General features: G+C 75.8%; 6 protein-coding genes. 4 read left to right on the forward strand and 2 right to left on the reverse strand.

What is annotated here, in order from left to right:
- On the forward strand, nt 1-287 hold a 287-nt coding region (locus MNZ39_RS23490; RefSeq protein ID WP_242341512.1), incomplete at its 5' end, for an alpha/beta fold hydrolase.
- The gene (locus MNZ39_RS23495) at nt 278-1,132 is read left to right on the forward strand and encodes a methyltransferase domain-containing protein (protein WP_242341513.1); all 855 of its coding nucleotides are present in this window, start codon (nt 278-280) and stop codon (nt 1,130-1,132) included. The genes MNZ39_RS23490 and MNZ39_RS23495, both read left to right, overlap by 10 nt.
- Here MNZ39_RS23495 and MNZ39_RS23500 read toward each other — a convergent pair.
- Both MNZ39_RS23500 and MNZ39_RS23505 read right to left on the reverse strand, forming a co-directional pair.
- The gene (locus MNZ39_RS23500; RefSeq protein ID WP_242341514.1) at nt 1,074-1,526 is read right to left on the reverse strand and encodes a PAS domain S-box protein; all 453 of its coding nucleotides are present in this window, start codon (nt 1,524-1,526) and stop codon (nt 1,074-1,076) included. The two genes, MNZ39_RS23495 and MNZ39_RS23500, sit on opposite strands and share 59 nt — an antisense overlap.
- Before the next feature lie 93 nt (nt 1,527-1,619).
- Nucleotides 1,620-1,832 carry a hypothetical protein gene (locus MNZ39_RS23505; protein WP_242341515.1) on the reverse strand — a complete coding sequence of 71 codons (213 nt, stop codon included), beginning with the start codon at nt 1,830-1,832 and terminating at the stop codon, nt 1,620-1,622.
- Between the two features lie 193 nt (nt 1,833-2,025).
- On the opposite strand from MNZ39_RS23505, the gene MNZ39_RS23510 reads away from it, so the two are divergent.
- Both MNZ39_RS23510 and MNZ39_RS23515 read left to right on the forward strand, forming a co-directional pair.
- Nucleotides 2,026-3,732, forward strand: a complete 1,707-nt coding sequence (locus MNZ39_RS23510) for a serine/threonine-protein kinase (protein ID WP_242341516.1) — start codon at nt 2,026-2,028, stop codon at nt 3,730-3,732.
- A partial coding sequence (locus MNZ39_RS23515; RefSeq protein WP_242341517.1) for an FHA domain-containing protein occupies nt 3,729-4,175 on the forward strand: 447 nt, incomplete at its 3' end. The genes MNZ39_RS23510 and MNZ39_RS23515, both read left to right, overlap by 4 nt.

Here is a 4,175-nt window from a genome sequence, read left to right on the forward strand (position 1 = left end):
CCCTCCGGGCGCGGACGCCCTTGCCCTCCCCCGCCGCGCTCCGCGCCGGGCTCGACGTGCTCGCCGCCGCGGACCTGCGCGGCGCGCTCGGCGCCCTCGACGTGCCGGTCGCCGTCGTCCACGGCGAGCGCGACCCGGTCTGCCTGCCGGGCGCGGGACGCGCGCTCGCCGGGGCGCTGCCCGGCGCGCACCTCGCCGTCATCCCCGGGGCGGGCCACGCCCCCTTCCTCTCGCGCCCGGACGCGTTCGCCGCCGCGCTCGCGCCGCTCCTCGCCGCATGCGCCTGAACCCGGTCGACAAGCGGCGCGTCCGCGCCGCCTTCTCACGCTCCGCCGCGTCCTACGACGCCCGGGCCGAGGTGCAGCGCGCCGTGCAGGACCAGGTGCTGGCGCTCCTCGCCGGCGCGGCGCCGGGCGCGCGCCGCGTGCTCGACGTGGGCGCCGGCACGGGCGCGCTCCTCTCCCGGCTCCTCGCCGCGAGGCCCGGGCTCGCCGCCGCGGCCGTGGATCTCGCGCCCGGCATGTGCGGCGCCACGCGCCGCGCCGCCCCGCGGGCGGGGGTGGCCGCGGCGGACGCGGAGGCGCTCCCGTTCCGCGACGGCGCGTTCGATCTCGTGGTGACCACCTCCACGCTCCAGTGGCTGCCGCGCGTGGCGACCGCGCTCGAGGAGGCGCGCCGGGTCCTCGCGCCGGGCGGAGTCCTGTGCGTCGCGCTCTTCGGGGAGCGCACCCTCTTCGAGCTCCGCGAGGCCTTCCGCGACGCCTCCGCCGGGAGCCCAGCGCCGGTGCACCGCTTCCTCGCGCTCGAGGAGCTCGCGCGCGCGCTCGGGGCGGCGGGGCTCACGCTGGAGGCCACGCGCGACGAGGAGCTCGTCGAGCGCCACGCGGACGCGCGCGCGGTGCTCCGCGCCCTCAAGGCGGTGGGCGCGACGAGCGCCGTGCCCGGCCGCACCGGGCTCTCGGGGCGGCGCGCCACGCTCGAGACGATCCGGCGCTACGAGGAGCGGCACGGGGGCCCGGGCGGCGTGCCCGCGACCTACCACGTGCTGTACGCGATCGCCCGGCGGCCGGCGGCTACGTCCGCGTCGCCTCGAGCTCCTTCAGGCGCGCGCGCAGCTCCTTCTCCCGCTTGAAGCGGGCGGTCACGTCGCGGATCACCGCCGACGGCCCCAGGATGTGCCCCGACGCATCGCGGATGAGCTGGATCGTGAACTCGATCGAGATCGTCTGCCCGTCCTTGCGGATCGCCGGGACCGCCAGGACCTCCGTGCCGTAGCGGGTGACGCCCGTCTCCATGACGCGGTTCCAGCCGTCCCAGTGCCGCGCGCGGAGCCGCTCGGGGATGATGAGGTCCATCGACTTCCCGATGACCTCCGCCGCGCTCCACCCGAACATCCGCTCCGCGCCGCGATTCCACAGCCGCAGCACGCCGTCGCGATCCGCGAACAGGACGGCGTCACCCGTCTCCTCGATGATCCGCGCCGCGAGCGCGCCGAACCCGAGCGCGCCGAACCCAGGGTCGTCCATGGTGCCTCCGTCGCGCGAGCTTAGCCCGCCGCCCGCGCCGCACGGAGGCGGCGCCCGCCGGCCCGATGGGTGACGCCCCGCACCGGCGTCCCGCTATGGCTTGCGCGCTCCGGCGGAGCCGGGTGCGCCCGGCCCGCCCGCCTCGCGCTCCGCCGCGAGCCGCGCCCGCTCGCCGGGGCCGGCGTGCTCGCCGCCGCCCGTGTCTCCCTGCTCCTCGGCCTCGAACTCGGCTCGCTCCGCCTTGTTCAACGCGCGCAGCTGGTCGCGCGGGTCGTTCGCGTCGCGGCTCTCGCGGCTCTCGGCCATCGGGTCCTCGCTCTCCGCCGCCATCGCGTGGCGGCCGCACATCCACCTTGGAGACGCTCGTGCGCGGACGCACTACACCCCGCGCGCCGCGCCCGGGGCGCGCGCCTCACGCAGCGTGAGAGGGGTCGCCGCCACGTCCCGCGGTCGCCCGCCTTGTGGCCCTGCGGGGGCGCGGGCTAACATCCGCGGGATCGTGCCCCAGGCCGCACCCCAGGCGAGCGGCGCCGACTTCAAGCCGCACCTCTTCGGCAAGTTCTTCCTCCTGCAACGGCTCGCCGTGGGGGGGATGGCCGAGATCTACCGGGCGCGCGTCCCAGGGGCCGGCGGCTTCGAGAAGGAGCTCGTGGTGAAGCGGATCCTGCCCGCGCGAGCGCAGGATCAGGGCTTCATCAAGATGCTCGTGAACGAGGCGAAGCTGACCGTCCAGCTCACGCACTCGAACATCGCGCAGATCTACGAGTGCGGCAGCTTCGAGGGGAACTTCTTCATCTCGATGGAGCTCGTGAACGGCGTCTCCCTCAAGGAGATGATGGCCGCGTTCGCCAAGGCCGGCACGCAGCTCACGCCCGAGCAGGCGATGTTCCTCGTCCTGCAGCTCCTGCAGGGCCTCGACTACGCGCACCGGAAGACCGACGGCCAGGGCAACCCGCTCCGCATCGTGCACTGCGACGTCTCCCCGGACAACGCGCTCGTGTCGTACGAGGGCGAGGTGAAGCTCCTCGACTTCGGCATCGCGCGCGCGGCGACGAACCTCTCCAACTACAAGGAGGGGATGCTGATGGGGAAGCTCGGGTACGTCGCGCCCGAGCAGGCCTCGCTCGAGAAGCGCTGGGACCACCGCGTCGACCTCTTCGCGGCGGGGATCCTCCTCTACGAGCTCCTCACGAAGCAGAAGCCGTTCCCGAAGGCCACCGACGTCGAGTCCCTCGTCCAGGCGCGCAAGGCGAAGGTCGTCCCGCCGACCGCGATCGACCCCCGGCTGCCGAAGGACCTCGACGCGATCGTCGCCACCGCGCTCGCCTACGATCCCGACGACCGCTACCCCGACGCCCGCTCGTTCGCGGACGCGCTCGTGGACGTGCTGTTCCCCACGCCGCACTCGTCGATCCAGGATCTCCTCGCCAGCCAGATGAAGGCGGTGTTCGCGGACAAGGTGCAGCGCCAGCGCGCGGCCCGCGCCCACGACCCGCTCATCATGAAGGTCCTCACGAACGCGGCGGCGGCGGCCGGCGTGCTCCCGGGCGCGGCCGAGCAGACCCCGGTGAAGGCCTGGGAGCCGCAGGTCGAGGCCGCGCCCTCCCCCGAGCCGCGCCGCGCGCCCTCGCGCGCGCCGCGCACGCGGACGGTCGTGAAGGCCGGTGTCCGGCTGCGCACCGCCTTCCTCGTCGGCCTCGTGGTGGCGGTCGCCGGCTTCGCCGGGCTGCGCTACGCCGATCCCTGGCTGCGATCGGGCGTCCTCGTCGTGACCTCCGATCCTCCCGGCGCGGACGTCACGCTCGACGGCGCGCCGACCGGCCTCACCACGCCCGCGGTGATCGAGGACGTCCGGCTCGCGCGCCCCCACGAGATCGCGCTCGGCGGCGAGGGGCTCCGCGGAGTCACGCTCGCCACCCAGCCCACCCCGGGCCGGCTCGTGACGCGCGTGCACTCCGAGCTCGCCTCGGCGTTCGGCGCGCTCCGCGTCGAGAGCGATCCGCCCGGCGCCGAGGTGCGGTTCGACGAGCGGCCCGCCGGGAAGACCCCCATCACGATCCCGGGCGTGCGGCTCGACGAGCGCCACCGCATCGACCTCACGCTCACGGGCCACGAGATCGACCAGTTCGTGGTGCTGCCGGCGAAGGACGGGTCGCAGTTCGCGCGCAAGCTCGCGCGCCTCGACGGGGGCAAGCCGAGGCCGTGACCGCGGGCGCGATGCGGCTCGTCGTCGAGGACGAGGCGGGGACCCGCTCGACGGTGCCGTTCACCGGCGACGAGCTCGTCGTCGGCCGCGCCGCCGAGGGCGTCGCCGTGCGGCTCTCGGATCGCGACGTCTCGCGGCGCCACGCGCGGTTCCTGCGCGCGAGCGGGTCCGTTCACGTGGAGGACCTGGGGAGCCTCACCGGCACGCGGGTCAACGGCGAGCGGATCACCTCCCGCCGGCGCCTGCGCGAAGGCGACCTCGTCCAGATCGGGAGCTACGATCTCGCGCTGTTCGGCGAGGCCGTCACGGCGGCCCCCGGCTCGCCGCCGCCGCTGCCGCCCACGCCGCGCCCGCCGAGCGGCGAGACCCCGGCCCCGGCCACCGCCCCGGATCCTGCGGCGCAGCGCCCTCCCGCGCCCGCGACGCCGCTGCCGCCGCAGCCG

It is taken from the genome of Anaeromyxobacter sp. SG66 (genome assembly GCF_022690805.1).
GTDB classification, from domain to species: domain Bacteria; phylum Myxococcota; class Myxococcia; order Myxococcales; family Anaeromyxobacteraceae; genus Anaeromyxobacter; species Anaeromyxobacter soli.